Genomic DNA, 18,901 nt, shown 5'->3' on the forward strand with positions numbered 1-18,901 from the left:
TGCCTGAAGACACGACAAGGCCTCTTCCCGGCGTGGGAAGAGGCCTTGTCGGTTAAGCAAGTAGCACCAGTGAGGCCGTCAGCGTCGCCGGCCTAGCCGTTGGCCAGACGCTCGCGGATGTTGTCGGCGCGATCCTTGGAGCCCGGGTGTGATGACATCAGGCTGCTCTCGCCGCCGTCCATGTCGGCGAATTTCTCGAAGCCCGTCAGCAGGCCTTCGCGAGGAATGCCACGATCAGTGAGCAGGTCAAACGAGAAGTTGTCAGCGTCGCTCTCCTGGCTTTGGGAGAACTGCGCGTTGATGAACTTTTCACTCAAATCGCCCAGCTGTGAGCTGGACAGGGCGGCTACCGCACCATTGCCGGATGCCGCCATGGCGTCGCGGGCGATGGAGGTCGCGTACGCGGTCTGCATGGCCTTCTTGCTGTGGCCTAACGCCACATGGCCGAGCTCATGGCCCAATACCCCCTCGATCTCGTTGTCGGTCATCATGTCCATCAGACCGCTGTAGACGCGCACGCAGCCGTTGGCCATGGCCCAGGCATTGATGTCGTCGGTCATGTAGACCTTGTAGCTGACCGGGATGCCGTCGATCTGGTGACCCAGGTTGTCGGCGATGCGCTGCAGACGCTGGGCATACTCGGAGCCGGGAGTGGCGATGGCGGATTCGGCATCCATCTGCTCACAGGCTTGAGCGGACATGGCCTGGATCTCCTCATCGCTGATGGTTGCAGCGTCGAAGCCGGCGAGGCCGGTGCTGATCATGTCGTCAGTGGACATGTTTTCACAGCCAGAGAGGAGGAGACTGCAGCCCAGGGTGGCAACGGTCACAGACAGGGTATGACGGAGATTCATAAGCATCTTCCTTGAGAGGGGCATCCAATGGCGCCGCTGGTGACGCGCAGCAGAAGCCGTGGGGCGGCGCCGACGGAAGGAAGTGTAAACATGGCCCCAGTCGACCGCTCAACCACTCTGGCGATGCCTGTTTGCTGCGAGCTAGTTTGTAGTTAATCGAGCAAAATATAAGAGAAAGTGTGTCCATCCAGCGAAAAAAACGGCGCCCAAAGGCGCCGTTGTTTGGCTTCTCGCTATCCGTCATGATGACGGCTTAGAGGAAGTCTCAGTCGCTGTAGCGCTGAAGTACCAGGCAGGCATTGGTGCCGCCAAAGCCGAAGCTGTTGGAGAGCACCCGGTCAAGCTTCACGCCATCGCGGCGCTGAGTGACGATGTCGAAGCCCTGGGCTTCATCGTCCAGATCACTGACATTGGCGGAGGCAGCGATGAAATCGTGCTCCATCATCAGCAGCGAGTAGATCGCTTCCTGCACCCCGGTGGCGCCCAGCGAGTGCCCTGTCAGTGACTTGGTGGAGCTCATCGCCGGAGTGCTGTCGCCGAACACTTCGCGCACTGCCTTCAACTCGGCCACATCCCCTACCGGCGTGGAGGTGCCGTGGGTGTTGATGTAGTCGATGTCGCCGTCCACGGTGGCCATGGCCTGGCGCATGCAGCGCACGGCGCCTTCGCCGGAGGGAGCCACCATGTCCTTGCCGTCGGAGGTGGCGCCGTAGCCCACTACCTCGGCATAGATCTTGGCGCCACGGGCCTTGGCGTGTTCGAGCTCCTCGAGTACCAGCATGCCACCGCCACCGGCGATGACGAAGCCATCGCGAGACTTGTCATAGGGGCGAGAGGCGGTTGCCGGAGCGTCGTTGTAGCTGGTGGACAAGGCGCCCATGGCGTCGAACAGGCACGATAGAGTCCAGTGCTCTTCTTCGCCGCCACCGGCAAAGACCACGTCCTGCTTGCCGAGTTGAATCTGTTCCATCGCTGAGCCGATGCAGTGTGCAGAGGTCGCACAGGCGGAAGAGATGGAATAGTTGACGCCCTTGATCTTGAACGGGGTCGCCAGGCAGGCGGACACGGTGCTGCCCATGGTCCGGGTGACACGGTAAGGACCAACGCGGCGCAGGCCTTTGTCACGCATGACATCGGCGGCTTCAACCTGGTTGGCGCTGGAAGCACCGCCGGAGCCGGCGATCAGGCCGGTACGTTCATTGGAGACCTGCTCCGGGCTGAGGCCAGAGTCTTCGATGGCCTGAGCCATGGAAACATAGGCGTAAGCGGCGGCATCGCCCATGAAGCGGCGCAGCTTGCGGTCCACCAGGGTATCCAGGTCGATATCGACCACGCCCGCCACCTGGCTGCGGAAGCCGCGCTCGGCGTATTCTTCCTTGAAGCGAATGCCGGATTGGCCGTTCTTGAGTGCCTCGAGTACCTGCTGCCGGTCATTGCCCAGGCAGGACACGATACCCAGGCCGGTGACTACCACTCGTCGCATGGAAGCCTCCTGATCAGAAATTCGCGGTGGAGGTGAACAGGCCGACGCGCAGGTCATTGGCCTGATAGATATCGCGGCCATCGACGGAGACAGTGCCGTCCGCCATGCCCAGAATCAGGCGGCGGGTGATGACGCGCTTGATATTGATGCGATAGGTAACCTTCTGGGCTTCAGGCATGATCTGCCCGCTGAACTTGACCTCACCACAGCCCAGTGCCCGGCCACGTCCGGGATGGCCGAGCCAGCCAAGGTAGAAGCCCACCAGCTGCCACATGGCATCGAGGCCGAGACAGCCAGGCATGACGGGGTCACCCGGGAAATGGCAGTCGAAGAACCACAGGTCGGGGCGGATATCGAGCTCGGCGATCAGTTCGCCCTTTCCGTACTCGCCACCCTCTTCGTAAATGCGCGTGATGCGGTCGAGCATCAGCATGTTGGGGGCCGGCAGCTGGGCATTGCCCGGGCCGAACAGCTCACCGCGGCTGCAAGCCAGCAGTTCATCGCGATCAAAAGAGTGTTGCTTGGTCACTGGAGCGTTCCGAGAGTCGAAGTGATGTACGCCGCGTACGGCAATCTGCCGCCACGCGGCCTGCCTAGTCTACTGTTCGTGGGGGCCGAATGCACCCCGTGGACCTTCGATCATGGTCGTGGTTGCTCGGAAAAGGAATCTTGCACTACAGATTTCCTACTGTCGGCCGATAACGATAGGACAGCAATTTCGCCTGTTCTCTCCAGCGGGAGTCCGTATCGACCATGTGGCCTCGTCTCTCCTTTAACCGCCCGCTGATCTGGCTCGGGCTCTGCGCCATGTCGGCGATTTTATGGCTGCCCAGCGTGTCGTTGCGGCTCGGTGCCGTCGTACTGATGGCGGTGGCGCTGTGGGATGGCTGGCGCCAGATCAAGCTCGAGCAACGCCGCGCGCGGCTGACCGAGCAGGTGATGCGTCAGTCCGGCGAAGCGGTGATGATTACCGACGCCCAGCATCAGATACAGGCGGTCAATCCGGCCTTCACCGAACTATCGGGCTATGAGCTGACAGAGGTTCAGGGGCTGAGCGCCAGCAATCTGGCGGCGGCGCGGCATGACAGCGCCTTCTTCGAACGTTTCTGGCAGGCCTTGATCAGCACAGGTCATTGGGAAGGTGAGCTGTGGCAGCGGCGCAAGGATGGCAATGAGTACCCGATGTGGCTGGAGGTTCAGGTGATCTCCGATGCCCGTGGCCATCCCGAGCACCACATTGCCACCTTCACCGACATATCCCTGCGCAAGTCGCGAGAGCAGGACCTGCGACGCATCGGGCGGGAGGATCCATTGACCGGCCTGCCCAACCGTTTTCGGCTACATGAGCTGCTGTCTTCTCGTCTGCGTCACCTGCGTGCAGGAGAAAGCCTGGACCTGGCCCTCATCGATATTGACGGCTTTCGCGAGATCAACGAGAGCCTGGGCGTCAGTGCCGGAGATCGCCTGCTTGCGCGTTTCGGCAAAAGATTGGCCGGTCATGTGGCCGGGGGCGTGGTCGGTCGACTGGGCGGAGATGAATTCATGGTCCTGCGTACCACCACGTACGATGACCACGAGGGCTGGATCGAGGGATTGAAGGCCCACCTGGGGGAGCCGTTTCAGATCGACGGAAGCACCCTGCGCCTGGGCATCACCATTGGCAGCTGTCGTGCCCCCGAGGACGGTGACAATGATGGTGTGCTGTTCCAGCGACTGGAGTCCGCGCTGGTCTCCGCGCGGCGACGCGGCGGCAATCTGTGCCTGAGGTTTCGGCCGGCATTGGACGTCAGCGACAGCCCCAACCTGGCGCTGCTCAATGACCTGCGCGAAGCCCTCGCCCAGGGTGGCCAGCTGGAGCTTCACTATCAGCCCCAGCATCGACTGTCCGATGAGGCCATGGTCGGCATGGAAGCCTTGCTTCGCTGGCGCCATCCACGCGATGGGCTGGTGTCACCGGCCGAGTTCATTCCCCTGGCCGAGCGTCACGGCCTCATGGCCCCTCTGGGGGACTGGGTGATCCACCAGGCGCTGACACAGCTCGCCCATTGGCGCTCGCGTGGACTGCCGCTGTTGCCGGTGTGGATCAACATTTCGGCCATGCAGCTGTTCCAGGGGGACCTGGAAAAGACCCTTGCCACGGGACGCGCACGCCACGAAGTCGACTCTCACTGGCTGGGGCTGGAGCTGACCGAGTCAGTGCTGCTGGATGATCGTGGCGGCGACATCGCACCCAGGCTGGAGCGCTTGAGGGATCTTGGGCATCGTATCGCCATCGATGACTTCGGTACGGGGTATTCGTCGCTGGGGTATCTCAAGGAGCTGCCGCTGGACAAGCTCAAGCTGGACCGAGCCTTCGTCAAGGCGCTGCCCCACGAGACCGCCGACGCCGCCATCGTCGATGCGGTGATGGCCATGGCCAGGGGACTGGGCCTGGAGGTGGTGGCAGAAGGGGTGGAAACCGCCGAACAGCGTGACTATCTGCGGCAGGTCGGATGTGATGAGGTCCAGGGCTACTTCTACGCGCGACCCATGCCGGCCCATGAGCTGGAGGCGCTATGGCGCGAGAGCGTCAGTCAGCCGCTGGAGAGCAGTTCTCGCCAGGCGGTGGCGTGAGGTAGCCACGGGCCGCCGCCAGGCTGACCGTCAGGCAGATCAGCGCCCAGATGACGGCCTGGCTCGGTAGTAGCCACGGGGCTAGCGCTACCCCTGCCAGCTTGGCACCGCCGAAATAGGACAGCGGGGCACTGATGGCTCCTCCCAGCGCTGCCAGCCACGGACGCGCCCACAGCCAGTAGAGCGAGTGATGAATCAGCATGGCGAAAAGAGGCCACAGCCACAAAAGCCACAGCGCCAGCGGTCCCACCCGGACGTCTTCAGGCGCAAAGCGATAGCCTCCCAGCAGCGCCAGGCTACCGTCGATGGCAAGCCCCGTCAGCCCGAAGATGACCAGCCAGCGCCACTCCCCTGGGCGCGCCATGCCAATGAGATGAGCCGCGAGCACCACGCCGGCGACGATGCCGCCCACGCCCGCACCGCCGATGACGCAGGCCAGCCAACTCAGCTGGAAGCCAGCTGCATTGAGCGCAAGCCAAGGCCAGGTTGTCCGAGAGCGGGCCAAGATTACGGCCTTCCGAGCCGGGTCGGAGGACGCGCATCGGGCTTGGCCAGCAGCAGGTGACAGGTGCTGATGGTGCGCTCCAGGAAGGCGGCTTCGCAGTAGCACAGGTAGTAGCGCCACATGCGAATGAAGCGCTCGTCATAGCCCAGCCGTGCGACACGATCCAGATTGGCTTCAAAGCGGTGGCGCCACTCGCGCAGGGTGCGAGCATAGTGCATGCCGATATCATCCAGATCGATCAGGTTCAGGGACGTGTGTCGCGTCAGCTGGGTGAGCAGCACGGTCGGTGAAGGCAGGAAACCACCCGGAAAGATATAGCGCTTGATGAAGTCCATTTCCTTGCGCGCTGCCTCATAGCGCTGGTCCCGTACGGTAATGGCTTGCAACAGCACCAGCCCGCGTGGGGCGAGCAACGTATCGAGCGTCTTCAGGTACAGCGGCAGGTAGTCGGCGCCGACGGCCTCGATCATTTCCACCGAGACGATCCGGTCATAGCGACCGCTCAGTTCCCGGTAGTCCTGTTTCAACAGCGTGACCTGGTCGTCCAACCCCTCTTCGGCCAGTCGACGCGCCGTATGTTGATACTGTTCCTCGGAGATCGTGGTCGTGGTGACGCGGCAGCCGCGGGTTTTGGCGGCATGAATGGCCAGCCCGCCCCAGCCGGTACCAATCTCGAGAAGGTGGTGATGGGGCTGCACATCCAGCTTGTCGAGCATGACGTCCAACTTGTGGGTCGAGGCTTCCTCCAGGCTGGCATCCGGGCTTGGGAAGACGGCGCTGGAGTACATCCAGTGCTCACGGTCGAGGAACGTCTCGAACAGGTCGTTGCCGATGTCGTAGTGCGCCGCGATGTTGCGCTTGGCGCCCTTGCGGCTGTTGCGCTGCAGTCGCAGCAGCCCCGACAGCAGGAGTCGGCCAAGGCTGGCGACCCCCCTTTCCACGTCGTCATTGACCTGATCGATGTTGAGGGCGAACAGGCGAATCAAGCCGACCAGATCGTCAACGTCCCAATCGCCTTCCATATAAGCTTCCGCAGCACCCACCGAGCCGCCCATGGCCATACGCTTCCAGGCGCGACTGTGACGCACCACCAGAGTAACGGACAGCTCTCCGTCCTCGCCGAGAAGGTGGCGTTCGTGACCATCGATGAGCGTGATGTGGCCGTGCTTGAGCTTGGCCAAGTGGCCCAGCACGCGAGGCTTCAGCCAACGCGACAGTCTGCCTTCTTCGCTGCTGGCGATAGCGTGGTGCTGTGTTCTCAGGGTGGTCATGTCCTGGACTCCTTGGGCTAACCGAGAGCCGCTTGACGGGGGCGGCGGTGCAGTGTCGCTGGCGCTGGACTGGCGTGTGGTCAAGGTCATGACTGACTCTCCCTTGGCTGAGGCGTGGCACCCTCTGCGGGGGGCGGATGATCGTGCAAGGGAACGCCTTTGAGCCACAGCTTGAGCGCCTCCCAATGGATGGCGGCCAGTGTCTTGGTGGCCATCCAGGGCTGGCGTGCCAGCGTCGACATGAGGGCACCGCGCGTAGCAGGCTGGCCCTCCAGGGTGAGCGTGGCATCAAAATGGCGCTGCTCGTCTCGCCAGGTTTCCATGTGCATGAACAGCGCCTCTCCGGGACTGTTGAAGCGCCAGTGATAGGTCATGCCCATGGGCAGGAAGGGCGAAACGTGAAGGTCCTTGTCGAACGCAGCGCGATGCGTGTGGCGGCTGCCATCCACTGCGCTGGCGTATCGGGTTCGCTCTCTCCAGGGGGTATTGGTGACCTCTCCCAGCACCGCGCCGAGCCGCTCCTCTCCTGTCTCGTCGGCAGGGTGATAGAGGTAGTAGAGCGATATGGGATTGAAGCTGACCCAGGGTGACGACAGTTGCGTCAGCAGGGTGACGCGTCCCTCTGGGGCGGCTCCCAGACGCTCGCGCACCTCTTCTCTGGCGGCCTCTGCCAGTGACATTTGCTGGCCTCGGGCGGGCAGGTAGTCTTCCCGGCGGAAACGTGCCAGTGCGGGCCGCCTGGCACTGAAGCCGGGCACACCATCGAACAGTGCGGGGAGCTCATCCAGGTCCAGCAACGCCATCCACACGCGATAGTCGAAGGAGTGCTGGCGAGGCAGAAAGCGGCGATGACGCAGGGTGCCACGATAGATGCGCGAGCGCGGCGTCGTGATCATGACGTCGCCTCCCTGAGACGCTCATGGTCGAGCTCGTCACAGCCCAGCGCCTGGGCCACCCGCAAGGCGCTCCAGACGCCATCTTCATGGAACCCATGACGCCAGTAAGCTCCGCAGAAGTGGGTGCGACCCTTTGTGCCGGAAATCTCGGCGTGGCGACCCTGGGCCAGTGCACCTGCCTGGGTGAACTGAGGGTGTGCGTAGGTGAAGCGTCCAAGTACCTTGTCGGCGGCGATGCTGTCGCTGTCATTGAGGGTCACACAAAAGGTATGCGGCGCCTCAAGTCGTTGCAGGATGTTCATGGCGTAGGTAACCGAGACGTTCGTGCTGTCGGCGCGGCCATCAAGACGGTAATTCCAGCTGGCCCAGGCGCGTGACCGGTGTGGCAGCAGCCGAGTGTCGGTGTGCAGCACGACCTCGTTGTCTGCATAGGGCAGGGCGGAAAGTATCTCGCGCTCCGCCGGGCTCGGATCCTCCAGTAGTGCCAGGGCCTGGTCCGCATGACAGGCCAGGACCAGCTGGTCGAAGCGCTCTTCGCCGCTGTGCGTGCGGATGACGACGGCATCGGCTTCCCGGCGAATGCCATGGACGGGAGTGGCCAGCCGGATGCTGTCGGCGTAGGGCGCAGTCAGGCGGTCAATGTAGGTGCGGGAGCCGCCCTTGATGGTGAACCACTGAGGCCTGTCGTTGATCGATAGCAGCCCATGATGATGAAAGAAACGCAGGAAGAAGCGCGTCGAGAAAGCGCGAATGTCGGCCAGGCTGGCGGACCAGATCGCGCCGCCCATGGGCAGCAAGTAGTGGCGCTGGAAGTCTTCACTAAAGCCTTCGCGGTCCAGGTAGTCGCCTAGCGGCAGCAGCAGCGGGTCAGGCTCTGCATTTGCGTCATGGTTGGCAAGGTCATGAATCGCCTGGCGGTTGAAGCGCACTATCTGTCCCAGCAACCGGTAGAACGAGGGTCTCAGCAGGTTTCGGCGCTGGGCGAAAAGCGAGGCCAAGGTGTGGCCGTTGTATTCGAAGTCGACGTCAGTGCGATGCACCGAAAAGCTCATTTCGGTGGGCTGGTAGACAACGTCGAGATGATCGAGCAGGCGCTGGAAGTGGGGGTAGGTCCTGTCGTTAAAGACGATGAACCCGGTGTCGATGGCGTAATCTTGACCGTCCACCTCGACATCGACGGTAGCCGTGTGGCCGCCCAGGCGATCCGCTGCTTCAAACAGGGTGACCTGGTGACGGGCACTCAGGTAGCGGGCCGCTGATAGCCCGCTGATGCCGCCACCAATCACTGCAATACGTTGTGCGTGTGGCCCGGGTTCAGGTCGGGTCATCCGTCGTTCTCCTGCTGTGAAGACATCTCGGTATCGTGTTCGCGTCGCACCAGCCGCTTGCCGATCGCGACCCTCAGGCGCAGGGGCATGACGCCCAGCAGCTTGACCAGGTAGGTAAAGCGGCGAGGGAAGTGAATGTCTCGGCGGCGCGCCGAGAGTCCCTCGAGAATGGCCTTCGCGGCCTTTTCCGGGGTCACGGCCATGGGCATGGGGAAGTCGTTGCGCTCGGTCAGTGGGGTCTTGACGAAGCCAGGGTGAATGACGCTGACATCAATCTGCTGATGGGCCAGGTCGAGGCGCAATGATTCGCAGAAGTAGGTGAGCGCCGCCTTGGAGGCGCCGTAGGCTTCGGCCCTGGGCAGGGGAAGATAGGCCGAGGCGCTGGAGGTGACGGCGATCAGCGGGCGTGAACCTTGGTCGCGGGCCTGATGCAGCAGCGGCAGCGCCGCTTCCAGTGCGTGAATGGTGCCAAAGAAGTTTGGATCGAAATTGTCTCTTACCAGCGAGGTATCGACGCGACCGCCGTCCAGGTAGACGCAGGTGCCGGCATTGAAGATCACCATGTCGAGGCCATCGAAGACATCAGCGATGACGGCTGCTGCGTCCTTCATCGCCTGCAGGTCGGTGACGTCTGCGGGCACCAGCAGTGCGTTGTCGCGCTGGCCGGCCAACGTTTCAAGGCCTGAGCGGCTGCGGGAGGTCAGTGCCACCCGGTGGCCATCGTCCAGCAGGCGCTGTGCCAGCGCTTCGCCGATGCCTGAAGTGGCACCGGTGAGCCATATGCGCTGTGGGTTGGGGTCGCGAGCCATGTCATCCTCACTGTTGCTGGTACCAGATGCTGCTGACTGCCAGCTACGTGGGATGGCTGGTCAGGGTTTCAACCCGCCGCGATACGCTTGATTCGGCGAACCAGCATTCCCACTAGGGGCAGGCGTTCGTACAGCAGTGCTCCGGCGTCGAAATAGTCCTGATGGCGAATCACCTTGCCGCCTTCGCCGGAGGCAAAGATCAGCGCCGAGCAGCCCTCCACGGCGATGGGTTTCCCCCGTGCCAGACGCCGATGCTGCAGTGCCATGGTCCAGGTCACGAACCCATGTTGTCCCTCACGCACAGCATGCCTGAAGTCGAACTGGCACGTGATCACGTTGGCATACATGGCATCGAAATCAGCCTTCAGGTCGTTGATGCCGTTAACCCGGTGGACCGGGTCGATGAACACGATGTCATCAGAATATATACTGTATAGCTTTTCTGTACAGGTTTTGTCCAGCTTATTGAAGGTGTCGCAGAAGGCTGCCAGCTGCGGGTCGTCGATCATCGTGGTCTCCCTGTCGGTGCTCGCGTCTGCCTTAGTCATCCTTGGACAATGACTTGAAGGCCTCGAGCGCTCGTTCGCGAGCCGCCTTGTGCTCGACAATCGGTCGAGGATAGTCGTTGCTGCTGAGGAGGTCCGAGGATGGGGCGTGGCGCTGGCGTGCCGGGAGGTCAGCCAGCTCCGGCAGCCAGTGGGCAATGAAGTTGCCGTCGGGGTCGAAGCGTTCGGATTGGGTCGTGGGGTTGAAGATGCGGAAGTACGGGGCGGCATCGGTGCCCGTCGAAGCAGCCCACTGCCAGCCTCCGTTGTTGGCCGCAAACTCCCCGTCGACCAAGTGCTCGAGGAAGAAGCGCTCGCCGCGGCGCCAGTCGATCAGCAGGTGCTTGGTGAGAAACATGGCGGTCACCATGCGCAATCGGTTGTGCATCCACCCGGTCGAGACCAGCTGGCGCATGGCGGCGTCGACCAGAGGGTAGCCGGTACGCCCTTCACACCAGGCGGCGAAATCATCGTCGGCGTCGCGCCACTCAAGGGCTTCTGTATGACGTTGGAAGGCGCGGTATCGACAGACCCTGGGGAAGCCCACGGCCACATGCTGGTAGAACTCGCGCCAGATCAGCTCGCTGACCCAGGTCGTCAGGCCCTTGTCGCCATCGCTCAGGCTGCCATCATTGATCGAGATGACGGCCTGCATGCACTGGCGCCAGGAGATCATGCCCATGGCCAGGTAAGGAGACAGCTCGCTGGTGCCTCGCTTGGCCGGGAAGTCGCGGTCCTCCTTGTAGCGTTTCCCAGGGCTGCTGATGGATCCGCTCAGGAAGGCCGATAGACGGTCCGCGGCAGCCTCTTCTCCTGCCGGCCACCGGCGGCCATCGACCGCCTTGTCATCGTAGCGAGTGCGCTGACGGGCTGTTGCTGACACTTCCACCGGTGATTGCTTGGCAGGCGCGTCCAGCACCTCGAGGCGTTCGCTATTGATGGCCTTGTGCCAGGCTTTCGAGAAGGGGGTAAACACGCCATAGTAGTCGCCCTTGCCGGTGAGCAGCTCGCCTGGGCTGAAGGCCACTGCATCGCGGAAGGCACGCACCTCCAGGTCGCTGTTGTCGCCAGCCTCCAGTATCGCCTGGTCACGTTGCCATTCGTCCAGCGGGTACTCGCGATTGAAGTACAGCGCATCTGCGCCGAGCTCGTCGGCCAGGCGCATCAGCGTTTCGGGCGCTTCCTTGAAGGTGGGCGTGTCGAGCTGGATCAGCGGGATATTGCGCTGTGCCAGGGATTCTCCCAGTGCTTCGACACCGCGCGCGATGAAGTCGAGCTTGTTGTCTCCATGTCCGTGTTCGCGCCATTGCTCCTGGGCGTGAAGAAATACCGCGATGACGGGACCCCGCTGGCTGGCATGGAACAGGGCGGTATTGTCGTGGACTCTCAGGTCCGTTCGGAACCAGACCAGGGTGACAGGCATGGAGTGGCCTCCTCGTGTTGAAGGATCGGTCATGGAGGGTTGGGCGTCGGCAGACGATGGCTGGCCGGACGTTAGAGCACTAGCGAGGAGGTCTGGCGAGAAGCGTTGGGCGGCGCTTCTCGCCTACAAAGGGGCGCCCTCTGATGGATCGGTATGGATGATCCGGTGTTGATGGACCAGTACTGTTGGATCAGTGCTGGCGGATCAGCGGCCTCAGACGATCAAGCGCCATGGGAATGTCGTCACCCAACACCTCAATCTCGCTATCCTGCAATTCAGCGGCCCTGATGCGCGCAACGGGACCACACAATGCCAGCGTGGTATCGAGCTGCTCGGCCAGGCGCGGCAGCAGTCGGCGCACCACGTCTGCACGCTCTGCCTTGCCACTGCACAGCACCACTGCGCCAGGACGCAGGCGCTCGAGAGCCAGGGGCAAGTCGGTGAAGGGGAGAGGATCATCCATCAGCACAATGCGATAGCCCCTCTCGCTGGCGGCCAGCGCCATCATCAGCGTCCATAGCGCGCCATCATCGTCAGGCAAGGTATCCAGCAGCAGGGTGGGGCCGCGGGCGATTCGGTTGGCGTGAAACAGCCGAATGCCGATACGGGTGCGCAGGAAGCTCTCCAGTGTGCGTCGCTGCAGCGCGGCACCCAGCTGTCCCTCCCAGCGCTCTTCGAGTTCCAGGATCACCGGCTGCCATAGCTCGGTCAGGCAGGTACCGACCGGATACAGCGCCAGTGCCTGCTGATAGAGGCTGTCCAGGTGGTCCATGTCCAACGCGTCGACCGCACTCAGTACCTGCCGGCGTTGACTTGGCCAGTCGCCTGCCGCGGTGGGGGCAGGTTCGGCCGGCTCGGGTTGCGCCAGCAGGTCCTTGACCTGACTGACGGGCACGCCGCGATTCAGCCATTGCAGGATGCGCTCGACCCGCTCAATGTCCTCGCGGGCGTACAAGCGGTGCCCCTTGGGCGTGCGACGGGGTTCTATCAACCCATACCGTCGCTCCCAGGCGCGCAGGGTCACCGAATTGACCCCGGTTAACCGCGAGACTTCGCGGATGGGGTAGAGAGGAGATTCGGTGGGGGGCGCCGTATGACTCATGGGGGCCTCGATGCGTGTCCTGTTGCGAAGTAAAAGCGCGAAAGCGCCGTGTCCTTTGAACCTGCTGGATCAAATCGACGGTACAGCCAGTGCCGAGCTGTACAGACGGTACAAAGTGTACAACAGCTTTACTGCTTTTCGCTCACGCTGTTTGCATGTGTTACTGGTCCGCGTCGAGCGATTCCCCGACCTGATCCGCGACCGCACTGGCCAGCGCTTCGACGAAGGCCGGGTGTTCGCCAACCGGTGGAAGCAGTGTCAGCGACAGCTGATCGTGCTCCGCCTTCAGGGCGTCGATCTGCGCGGGCACATCCTTGCGTAGATGGCGGCCAGCGGCGAAGAACAATGGCAATACTTCGATCTGGTGAATACCGCCCTCGCTCAGTTCCGCCACGGTGGCTTCCAGGGATGGCTCGCACAGCTCCATGTAGGCCAGCCGGATGGGCGTTCCCAGACGTGGCACCAGCGCATCGCGGAATTGCTCGAACGGGGCTCGCCACTTGGGGTCGCTGGATCCGTGTGCGAGAAGTATCAGGGCGTATGACATGAACGGATTCCTGTTAAAAAGCGATGATCGCGTGGTATCTGCCGGTGAGCAGCGTGCCGAAAATGTTGCGGTATCCCGCTTCGGTTCGCCAGACGTTCATGGCGCGCCCACCAGCGACACGAGGCGTTCGGCGGCATGGCTGCCGGATAGCCAGGCATCTTCGATGCGCCCGCCTCGGCAGCCATCACCGGCCAGTACCAGGCCGCTGTCGCCGATGCGGTGGTCTTCCTCACCGAGGCAATTGACTGCGTTGGCGTAGCGCCAGCGATGGGCACCTCCCAGGGTGACATCGGGCAGGGCGGTTGCCGCTGGCAGTCTATCGGTGAAGGCGTCGAGCAGTCGCTGGGCGATCGATGATGCGTCATCTTCGAGATACTGTTGGCTCCAGCGCTGGGTGGCTAGCAGGACCACGGTTTCTGCCGCTTCATCTCTGCCGGGTTTGGTGTTGTGGCGAATCGCCAGGCGTATAGGGCCTTCGTCGAAACGGGCCACCGGCCAGCCTGGGTCCACCCCGGGAAGGGTTAGCGGTGCGTCGAACGAGACCCAGGCACTCCAGCAGGGCTGCATGTCGATCTCCGAGCATGCGGCGGCCAGCGCCGGATCATGAGGTCGCAGCAGCGGCGTTGCCTGGGGAGCCGGCGCGGTCACGACCACGTGATCGAAGGGGCCATGGAGATCCTGATGGTGATCCTCCAGCCACCAGCCATCTAAGCGTTCGTGCAATTGGGTGATGCGGGTGGAGGGGATCAGCTCTTCCCCCGTCGCCAGGTGTCGAGTCAGGGCGCTCATACGTGGGGTGCCGCAGTAGCGTGATTCGTCGTCCTGGTGCGGGCGCCATTGGCGCTCGTGGTCGACGCCGTACAGCATGCTGGGCCAAGGGGCCACGATGTCAGCCGCACGCCAAGTGTCGACAGCGGCCTGGAAGTCGGGATGTCGCGCCGTGAAGTGCTGAGCGCCCAGGTCCAGAGACTGTTCACCTTGTCGCCTGGAACCTGCACGGCCACCTGGACCGCGTCCCTTGTCGAAAAGGACGGCGCGGTGACCCAGTGCTGTCAGCCGATTGGCACAGGCTAGCCCGCTGATGCCTGCTCCAATGATGGCAACTTGTCGTCGCATCATGTCCGACTCCCAAGCTCGGCGTGTCGTGATATGACCTAAGCGTACAAATGATGTACAACTTGAGTCAAATAAACTTCTCGACCAGCCGTGAGCGCAACGTCTAGGCTGATGAGAAGCGCAGGTGCGCAGCCGTCAGCGCTGATCGCACATCTTTGAGGGATCAACGAGAGGTGTCCATGCGAGTATTGATCACGGGTGGCAGTGGCTTTGTCGGGCAACGTCTATGTCGCCGGCTGGTCGACAATGGCCATCGGGTGCAGGTGGTGTCGCGCGCGCCAGCCAAGGCGGCCAAGGCCTTGCCAGAGGGCGTCGATGTGCGCAGCAGTGCCTTGGACTTCGTCGACAAGCCCCCTGCTGCGCTGGTCAATCTGGCCGGTGAGCCGATTGCGGACAAGCGCTGGAGCGATAGCCAGAAAGAGCGGCTCATTGACTCTCGGGTGAACGCCACCAAGGAGCTGGTGATGTTGTGCGAGCAACTGTCCCAGACCGCAAGCGCTCCGCAGGTACTGGTCAGTGGCTCGGCCATGGGCTACTACGGTGATCAGGGCGGGGGCGATGACGCTGCGCCAGTGACCGAGCAGACGACACCCCATGATGAATTCGTCCATCGCCTGTGCCAGCGCTGGGAGGATGCGGCAAGGGGGGTAGAGGCCTATGGGGTACGCCTGGCCATCCTGCGAACTGGCCTGGTGCTGGATCAGGGTGGGGGCATGCTCAAGAAGCTACTGCCGCCCTTCAAGCTCGGGCTGGGCGGACGGCTGGGCAAGGGGGATCAATACATGCCGTGGATCCACCGCGAGGACTTGGTGGAGATGCTGCTGTGGTTGATCGAAAAGCCCCATCTGTCGGGTCCCTTCAATGGCAGTGCGCCGCAGCCGGTGACCAATCGTGAGTTTACCCGGGCCATCGGTCGGCATCTCAAGCGCCCAACGCCCTTTCCGGTTCCGGCGCTGGTGCTTGAGACGTTACTCGGAGAGATGTCCAGGCTGCTGCTGACGGGCGCACGGATGGTGCCTCAGCGCTTTGAGGAGGAGGGGTTCACCTTTCGTTACCCGACCTTGGATCAAGCGCTGGAGGATATCCTCGCCTGATACCACCAGGCCCCGACCACGCGGTGAGGGGCCCGGCGGCCCTGGCAGGCCGCCAGGGAGGCGCTGGTGCATTCTCGAGCGCTGTGGTGCCCGCCGGGTCAGCGGGTATCGTCGTCGATGGTCACAATCACGCGTACCGCGTCGAGCCTTAACCGGGTGCCTTCGATGGCCTGATCCAACGCCTGACGTTCCTCACGCAGGGCGGTGATTTCATCCTCGCGCACCGATGGATTGCGTCGTGCCAGGGCTTCCAGTCGCGTCAGCTCGTTGTCCAGACGCTGACGCATGCGTACCTGGGCGGCTTCGACGATCGTCGGCAGCTCGCGCTGGGCCTCGGCTTCGGCGCTGTCGAGCAGGTCTCTCAGCTGGTCGTGGCGGCTCTTGATCAGGTCTCGAGCCACGGCTTTCTTGACCTTCTTCAGGTTCTTCGACAGACCCGTGAAGGACACCTTGTCGGTCAGGTTGGCGCCTGATTCGTCAAGCAGCACCCGCACGGCGGTGGGGGGCAGGAAGCGGTTGAGGTGCAGTCGCTTGGGGGCCGGGCAGTGGGTGCGGAAGACCAGCTCCGCCATCAGCCTGCCCGCCGGAATCGCCGGGTGCTTGAGCAGTGCCAGGGCGGTGTTGCCCATGGCGCCGTCGAGAATGCGCCCCATCATTTCGCGCACCAGAGGGTGCTCCCACGACAGTCGCTGGACGTCGTCCCTGGCCAGAGCCCGCGAGCGGGAAGTGGTCACGGTAAAGCCTTCTTCCCCCTTCACCAGCCCAGGTAGGCCATCCAGCATATGAGGCCCGGGGGTCAGCAGCGTCAGATCGTTGCCCAGTTCCTTGCTGTCGACGCCGAAGATGTCCAGCGCCTGATCGAGGTAGCGCGGCAACGCACGGTCTTCATCGAGCTCGACAATCGCTTCGCGCACGGCTTCGACCCGCTCCGGGCGACAGGCGTTGAGCTCCAGCAAGCGGTTGCGGCCCGCATCACGCTCTGCCAGCTTGGCGTCGAACAGCGCGCGTGTCTCAGTGATGACGTCGTCCAGAGCCTCGTCATCCAGCAGGCTTTCGGCCAGGTCATCGCCGAAGGCATCGAACAGCTCATTGCCAAGTCCGTGGGGCGCGCTGAAGGCATCCATGCCCTCCTGGTACCAGCGCAGCAGCTTCTCGCCGGGGCTACCCTCGAACACGGGGACATGAATCTCGATGGCGTGGCGCTGGCCAATACGGTCGAGGCGACCGATGCGCTGTTCGAGCTGATCCGGGTGCAGTGGCAGGTCGAACATCACCAGGTGACGGCAGAACTGGAAGTTGCGGCCTTCGGAGCCTATTTCAGAGCAGACCAGCACCTGGCAGCCGTCTTCATCGTCGGCAAAGGCGGCGGCGGCGCGGTCGCGCTCCACCAACGACAGATCCTCGTGAAACACCGGAGCCTGGACACCGCCGAGCACTCGCAGGCCATCGGACAGCCCCTGCGCGGTTTCGCGATCATGGGCAATCACCAGCACCTTGTCATCGCCCATCTCGGTCAGGCGTTCCAGCAGCCAGGTCACGCGTGGGTCGAACTGCCACCAGGGCTCTGCGTTGAGCGGATCCTCGCTCAGTGCGCTGTACATGCCATCCAGGTAGATCATCACGTCGGGATGATCGAGCCCGGTCTCGATCAGCAGCTCGTCCAGATAGTCTTCATCGCGGCCAAGGCGGCGCAGCACGCGACGGTAGGAGGACGGCAGCTCAAGCTTATCCACGTGCAGGCGGCGCTCGGGGAATCCACCCACATGGCGGCGGCTGTTGCGGAACATCACCCGCCCCGTGCCGTGCCGGTCGAGCAGTTGGTTACGTAGCTGGGCGCTCGCCAGCTCGCGCTGTTCGCTGCTGCTTTCGGGGTTGGATAGCGTCGCCAGCAGGGCCTGGCTGTCGCTGTCATCGGCGACGGCCCCGATCGCGTCGCGGGCACTGGCATCCAGGGCGTGCTCCGAGCTGCCGGCAAGTGCGTCGATGGCTTGGGCCACGGCGACATAGCCTTGTTCTTCGGCGCGGAAGGCGTCGAGATCGGAATAGCGGTCACGGTCCAACAGCCGGAGGCGTGCGAAGTGACTGGCCAGTCCCATTTGCTCCGGAGTAGCGGTCAGCAGCAGCACGCCCTCGGTGGCATCGGCCAGACGCTCGACGCAGGCGTAGCCCGGGCCGACCTCCGGCTCGCTCCCCTCGTCCTGTTGTTCCTGGTCATGCCACTCAAGGTGATGTGCTTCGTCGACGATCAACAGGTCCCACTGGCAGGCTTCCGCCTGGCTCTGGCGGTGAGGGTTGGCAAACAGCCAATCCTGACTTGCCAGCACCAGCTGGCCAGCATCGAAGGGATTGCTGTCACCGTGGGCCTGGCTCTGCTGTTCGTCGAGCAGGGTCACCGATAGCGAGAAGCGGCGCAGCAGCTCCACCAGCCACTGATGGGTCAGGCTCGCCGGCACCAGGATCAGCGCGCGCTCGACCCGGCCAGTCAGCAGTAGGCGGTGCAGAATCAGCCCAGCCTCGATGGTCTTGCCCAGCCCCACCTCATCGGCCAGCAGCACGCGTGGCGCCTGGCGGGAGGAGATCTCGTCGGCAATGTAGAGCTGATGCGGAATCAGGTCGATGCGCGGCCCGGCCAGGCCGAGTGCCGGATTCTGCTCCACCCGGTGGTGGTGGTGCAGGGTACGAAAACGCAGGTCGAACCAGTCGTTGCGATCGACCTGGCCGGTCAGCAGGCGGTCACGGGCCTGGTCGAACTGCATGCTGTCGGCCAGACGGGCCTCCGGCAGTTCGCACAGCTCGCCAGCGTCGTCCTCGCCGATGTAGACGATCAGTCCATCGATTTCCTTGGTATCGTCCACCGTCATCTGCCAGCCCTCGGCAGACTGGATGCGGTCGCCGCTGCCGAAGGCGACGCGGGTCAAGGGCGCGAGACGGGTACTGTAGGTGCGGGTTTCCTGGCTGGCGCCGAAGAGCACGGTGACGCTGCGCGCGTCGCAATTCAGGATGGTGCCCAGGCCGAGTTCGGCCTCGCCGTCGCTGATCCAGCGCTGGCCGGGAGAGAAGTCGCTCATGATGCCTCGGGAGATGCGTCGTTACGGTTCGTGGTCGCGGGCCGGGCCCGCCGCCGACAGGGCGCGGTATCTTACAGCAATCTTCAGTCTGGCTTAAGCGCGATTGTCGCGCCGGGGATGACTTTGCAGAGTCGTCGCAGGCCGATACCGCGACGCGGGGGAGCAAAGCGGCGATGTTGCAGGCGACGTGAAGAAGGCGACAGGAGATGGGCGGGCCGAGGCGGGGTGGCCGCCTCGGTCCTGAGAC

Annotated in this window: 16 protein-coding genes; 2 read left to right on the plus strand and 14 right to left on the minus strand. The window is 63.3% G+C overall.

Translation table 11 applies throughout. From position 1 onward, the window contains the following. Positions 1 to 92: 92 nt before the first annotated feature. The 3 genes from KUV72_RS16105 to fabA form a co-directional block, all read right to left on the minus strand. Positions 93 to 854: a M48 family metallopeptidase gene (locus KUV72_RS16105; RefSeq protein WP_222239070.1), complete on the minus strand. Its 762-nt coding sequence runs from the start codon at positions 852 to 854 to the stop codon at positions 93 to 95. Between the two features lie 265 nt (positions 855 to 1,119). Next, on the minus strand, positions 1,120 to 2,337 hold the full coding sequence (gene fabB, locus KUV72_RS16110) for a beta-ketoacyl-ACP synthase I (protein ID WP_222239071.1): 1,218 nt from the start codon (positions 2,335 to 2,337) through the stop codon (positions 1,120 to 1,122). 13 nt (positions 2,338 to 2,350) lie between these two features. Beyond that, positions 2,351 to 2,866, minus strand: coding sequence for a 3-hydroxyacyl-[acyl-carrier-protein] dehydratase FabA (fabA, locus tag KUV72_RS16115; protein ID WP_206944160.1), 516 nt, complete (start codon positions 2,864 to 2,866; stop codon positions 2,351 to 2,353). 224 nt (positions 2,867 to 3,090) lie between these two features. On the opposite strand from fabA, the gene KUV72_RS16120 reads away from it, so the two are divergent. Then, positions 3,091 to 4,950, plus strand: a complete 1,860-nt coding sequence (locus tag KUV72_RS16120) for a putative bifunctional diguanylate cyclase/phosphodiesterase (protein ID WP_222239072.1) — start codon at positions 3,091 to 3,093, stop codon at positions 4,948 to 4,950. Here KUV72_RS16120 and KUV72_RS16125 read toward each other — a convergent pair. The 10 genes from KUV72_RS16125 to KUV72_RS16170 form a co-directional block, all read right to left on the minus strand. Beyond that, the gene (locus tag KUV72_RS16125; protein WP_222239073.1) at positions 4,907 to 5,455 is read right to left on the minus strand and encodes a DUF2878 family protein; all 549 of its coding nucleotides are present in this window, start codon (positions 5,453 to 5,455) and stop codon (positions 4,907 to 4,909) included. The genes KUV72_RS16120 and KUV72_RS16125 overlap by 44 nt on opposite strands. Before the next feature lie 2 nt (positions 5,456 to 5,457). Next, complete coding sequence (locus KUV72_RS16130; protein ID WP_206944154.1) at positions 5,458 to 6,726, minus strand: SAM-dependent methyltransferase; 1,269 nt, start codon at positions 6,724 to 6,726, stop codon at positions 5,458 to 5,460. 86 nt (positions 6,727 to 6,812) lie between these two features. Next, complete coding sequence (locus KUV72_RS16135; RefSeq protein ID WP_222239074.1) at positions 6,813 to 7,622, minus strand: DUF1365 domain-containing protein; 810 nt, start codon at positions 7,620 to 7,622, stop codon at positions 6,813 to 6,815. Next, on the minus strand, positions 7,619 to 8,950 hold the full coding sequence (locus tag KUV72_RS16140) for an NAD(P)/FAD-dependent oxidoreductase (RefSeq protein ID WP_222239075.1): 1,332 nt from the start codon (positions 8,948 to 8,950) through the stop codon (positions 7,619 to 7,621). The genes KUV72_RS16135 and KUV72_RS16140 overlap by 4 nt, the downstream gene beginning before the upstream one ends. Continuing rightward, positions 8,947 to 9,759 carry an SDR family NAD(P)-dependent oxidoreductase gene (locus tag KUV72_RS16145; protein WP_222239076.1) on the minus strand — a complete coding sequence of 271 codons (813 nt, stop codon included), beginning with the start codon at positions 9,757 to 9,759 and terminating at the stop codon, positions 8,947 to 8,949. The genes KUV72_RS16140 and KUV72_RS16145 overlap by 4 nt, the downstream gene beginning before the upstream one ends. Before the next feature lie 68 nt (positions 9,760 to 9,827). After that, positions 9,828 to 10,268: a nuclear transport factor 2 family protein gene (locus KUV72_RS16150; RefSeq protein WP_222239077.1), complete on the minus strand. Its 441-nt coding sequence runs from the start codon at positions 10,266 to 10,268 to the stop codon at positions 9,828 to 9,830. 31 nt (positions 10,269 to 10,299) lie between these two features. Then, entirely contained in the window at positions 10,300 to 11,727 is a 1,428-nt protein-coding gene (gene phrB, locus KUV72_RS16155; RefSeq protein WP_222239078.1) for a deoxyribodipyrimidine photo-lyase, read from the minus strand. Positions 11,728 to 11,917: 190 nt separating this feature from the next. Next, the gene (locus KUV72_RS16160) at positions 11,918 to 12,829 is read right to left on the minus strand and encodes a MerR family transcriptional regulator (protein WP_206944142.1); all 912 of its coding nucleotides are present in this window, start codon (positions 12,827 to 12,829) and stop codon (positions 11,918 to 11,920) included. A 160-nt stretch (positions 12,830 to 12,989) separates the two neighbouring features. Continuing rightward, the gene (locus tag KUV72_RS16165; RefSeq protein WP_206944141.1) at positions 12,990 to 13,376 is read right to left on the minus strand and encodes a sirohydrochlorin chelatase; all 387 of its coding nucleotides are present in this window, start codon (positions 13,374 to 13,376) and stop codon (positions 12,990 to 12,992) included. 96 nt (positions 13,377 to 13,472) lie between these two features. After that, entirely contained in the window at positions 13,473 to 14,495 is a 1,023-nt protein-coding gene (locus tag KUV72_RS16170) for an NAD(P)/FAD-dependent oxidoreductase (RefSeq protein WP_222239079.1), read from the minus strand. A gap of 176 nt (positions 14,496 to 14,671) precedes the next feature. On the opposite strand from KUV72_RS16170, the gene KUV72_RS16175 reads away from it, so the two are divergent. Beyond that, complete coding sequence (locus KUV72_RS16175; RefSeq protein ID WP_222164129.1) at positions 14,672 to 15,586, plus strand: TIGR01777 family oxidoreductase; 915 nt, start codon at positions 14,672 to 14,674, stop codon at positions 15,584 to 15,586. 98 nt (positions 15,587 to 15,684) lie between these two features. Here KUV72_RS16175 and rapA read toward each other — a convergent pair whose 3' ends face one another. After that, positions 15,685 to 18,654 carry an RNA polymerase-associated protein RapA gene (gene rapA / locus KUV72_RS16180; RefSeq protein WP_222239080.1) on the minus strand — a complete coding sequence of 990 codons (2,970 nt, stop codon included), beginning with the start codon at positions 18,652 to 18,654 and terminating at the stop codon, positions 15,685 to 15,687. Positions 18,655 to 18,901: the final 247 nt, after the last annotated feature.

This window comes from Halomonas sp. DP4Y7-1, assembly GCF_019800705.1.
GTDB lineage: Bacteria > Pseudomonadota > Gammaproteobacteria > Pseudomonadales > Halomonadaceae > Halomonas > Halomonas litopenaei_A.